The organism is Dialister succinatiphilus YIT 11850 (genome assembly GCF_000242435.1).
In the GTDB taxonomy this organism is placed as follows: Bacteria; Bacillota; Negativicutes; order Veillonellales; family Dialisteraceae; genus Dialister; species Dialister succinatiphilus.
This window is the reverse complement of record NZ_JH591192.1, coordinates 5,844-8,960: the sequence shown is the minus strand read 5'-3', so window position 1 is coordinate 8,960 and position 3,117 is coordinate 5,844. Positions and strand designations below refer to the sequence as shown.

Sequence of the window (3,117 nt, the reverse complement as noted above, 5' to 3'; positions counted from 1 at the left end):
AGAACCCTGGCAGCCCAGGGCCGAAAGGCCCGGCGGCTGGCTCAACCCTCACGCCCGTAAGGGCGTGTCAACCTTCGGGAATACTGGAAAGCACCACCCTTTGAGCCCTTTGAACCCTTTGAACCCGGGGCGGCTGCGCCGCCCCTATTTCTTCATGTCCCACAAATACTGATTATATTTTTGCTGGTAAAATTCGGCTTCCTTCTTTTTACGCCAGTTGTCCCGGTCCTCACAGATAGCAAGCATTTCGTCAGCAATATCTTCCGCACTCCGGGGCTCACTGTGGGAGAGCCAGCCGATCATGCGGGTCATGGCCTTTTCGCTGCCCAAGCTGTCTGCTGCCAGAGCACCCAGTTCGCCGGGATATCCCTTTTCTTCCACCAGTTTTATGATTTGATTTCTCAGTCTTTCCAGTTCTTCTGTCATCATCAATCCTCAACGAAAACATACACCAGGGTCATTACGATAAAAAATCCGAGGAAAAGGAGGAACAGGGGGTATTTCTTTTCCTTCTCCTCCTTCACCTCCGGAATTCGTCCAAGAGCAGCAGGCACGCTCTGCCAGGAAAGCCCCCGGCTCGAAGACGCTTCGGCCGGCCTTCGTCCTTCTTTCATGTCCTTCCTGTCTTTATCCGCCCTTTCCTGGAACTCCGGCCATGGCGTGAAGAGGGGAAAGAGGGCCTCCCCCAGGGCCCGGCTGTCATCTTTTCTCCCTTTGTCCCAGAGGGTAATCATTTCTTTCCTTACTCTTTGGAAGGCAGTCTCCAGAGGCCAGCAGCCGCTTCTGATAGAGAGGGGCAGCGCCAGGTCCTTCATGGCTTTCAGAGTATCCCCTGCCAGAAGGAGTCCCTGGGGAAAATGGCGGTCCGTCAGGCAAAGGGCATAGTCCAGATTTCTTTCCAGCTCCTCCCTCTCTTTCCGGCTCATTTCCTCATAATCCATCACAAAGAGCCGCCAGGGGAAAGTGTCCTTTTCTTTTCCCAAATCCCCCAGAAGGCAGGCCCAGTCAGACAGTTTCCTCTCCTTTACCATCCGGTGCACCGCTTCCAGGAGCTCACCGGGGAGCTCCCGTTTCCACATTTCCACATGGGATCCATTACGCAGCACCGGCAGATGGGCCTTTCGGCGACCTGCATTCAAAAGGGCAGTCACCTCCACCGGGTAGATGTGATCGTAATTGGCGCAGATTTCCTGCAGGAAAAGGCGGGGGCTGTCACATCCATAAAACAGGCCGTTCATGGCCAGCACCACCCGGGATAAAGGGGACAAGGACAGGAAATCGGAGGACGAAAGTGTCTTTGCTGCTGTGACTTTTTCCACCAGCCCCCATGCTTCCTCCCGTGAGAGCTCGGGCAGCCAGAAAAATTCGGCGCCGCTTCGCTTCACGCTTTTCTGCAGGACATAGGCGGCATCCAAAAGGCGGTCTCTTTCCGCTTTCTCCGAAGCGGCATGCAGTTTGTCCCAGAGCGCCTCTTCCAAGCGGTCTCCGCTGTCTGTGGTATGTACCCCCAGCAGGTAGAAAGGATTGTCTTTGAAAAACAAGGGGAACTCCTTCGTGAAATCAGTAGAATCATATGATATGTTTATTATAATACAGGATTTGCAGGGTGCGAAAGAGTGCAGTGCCCTTTGGGCGTGAGGGAAAGGCTCTCGGCCTTTGGACACACCTTCGGTGTGAGGGTTGACGGGGCTGCGCCCCGAGGGTTGTGGCCGCCTTGTCGGCGGCGTGTTGTGTTCGCTTCGCTCAGGGGGCAGGGAGAAAGGTTCTTAGGATTGACCGGCCTGATGGCCGGAGGGTTCTTAAGTTTGACGGCCTTTCAGGCCGAGGGTTGTGGTGGCGGCTTCGCCGCAGTTTTATAGTGCCGCCTTTCAGGCGTCCTCCTTCCACCGCTTCGCGGTCCCTCTCCCGCCCCGCTGGAAAGGTATTGGCGCCAGCCACCAAAAGGGGGAATGCATTTCCTCGCCCGCCAGGGCGGTTGTAAAGGTTTTATCATAAGAGGGCGCCTTCTATAAATTTAGAGGCGCCACCACAACCCTCGCGCCGGAGGCGCGTCAAACTTAAGAACCCTCGGGGCGATAGCCCCGTCAAACTTTAGAACCTTCAAGCCCCATAGGGGCTTGTCCATAAGGCGTGTCAACCTTCGGGAATACTGGAAAACACCGCCCAGGTCCCGGTCCCGATCCTGACCGCGCCACCGGTGACTCCCGGGAAGCAGGAAACTGGCCTGGCCTCCCGCTCTCCCCCATCCCCCTATTTACCCCTGCCCCCTCTTCGTGCTATGATGAAAGAATAAATCTTTTTGCAGGAGTATTTCATGGATATATTGCTTCAATACCTCATTATCTGCCCTCTGGTCATGGTGGCCGGATTTGTAGATGCCATTGCCGGCGGCGGTGGACTGATTTCCCTTCCGGCCTATCTGATTTCCGGTCTTCCCGTACACAATGCCATTGCCACCAACAAAATGAGTTCCACCATGGGCACTGTGCTGGCCACTTTTAAATTTGCCAGAAGCGGATTTATCCCCTGGAAGCTGGCGCTTACCTGCGTGTGCTTTGCCTTTGCCGGTTCATCCCTGGGTGCCCGGCTGGCCCTTCTCATGGATTCCCATATATTCCTTCTTTTCATGGTGGTAGTCCTTCCGCTGACAGCCATTTACGTCACCCGGGGCAAGGCGCTGATTGTGGAAAAGGAACCATATACCTATAAAAAGACGGCGGTGCTCAGCATCCTCATGGCCCTTCTCATCGGCGTGTACGATGGATTCTACGGTCCCGGCACCGGCACCTTTCTCCTGCTCCTTCTCACCGGCGTGGCCCATCTGCCTTTGAAGGAGGCCAACGGCGTAACAAAGGTCATCAATTCCACCACCAACATTGCCGCCCTCTGCGTGTTCCTTCTGAACGGCAAAGTGCTCTTCCCCCTGGGCCCCATAGCCGGCCTCTTCGGCATGGTGGGAAATTACCTGGGCGCCCTGTACTTTGCCAAGGGAGGCGCTAAAAATGTAAAACCCGTCATCATGACAGTGCTCACCATTTTCTTCCTGAAGGTACTCTATGAACTTCTTTGAAGGTCCGCTTCGCCTTTGGACACACCTTCGGTGTGAGGGTTGACGGG

3 protein-coding genes are annotated in these 3,117 nt (G+C 55.3%); 1 reads left to right on the top strand and 2 read right to left on the bottom strand.

Annotated elements, in window-relative coordinates; translation table 11 throughout:
• Window positions 1-144: 144 nt before the first annotated feature.
• Complete coding sequence (locus HMPREF9453_RS10905; RefSeq protein ID WP_198004146.1) at window positions 145-429, bottom strand: hypothetical protein; 285 nt, start codon at window positions 427-429, stop codon at window positions 145-147.
• Window positions 429-1,541, bottom strand: a complete 1,113-nt coding sequence (locus HMPREF9453_RS10900) for a hypothetical protein (protein ID WP_008859738.1) — start codon at window positions 1,539-1,541, stop codon at window positions 429-431. Before HMPREF9453_RS10900 ends, HMPREF9453_RS10905 begins: the two co-directional genes overlap by 1 nt.
• Before the next feature lie 773 nt (window positions 1,542-2,314).
• Between HMPREF9453_RS10900 and HMPREF9453_RS10890 the strand changes: the two genes are divergently transcribed.
• Entirely contained in the window at window positions 2,315-3,070 is a 756-nt protein-coding gene (locus tag HMPREF9453_RS10890; protein ID WP_008860625.1) for a sulfite exporter TauE/SafE family protein, read from the top strand.
• Window positions 3,071-3,117 lie beyond the last annotated feature (47 nt).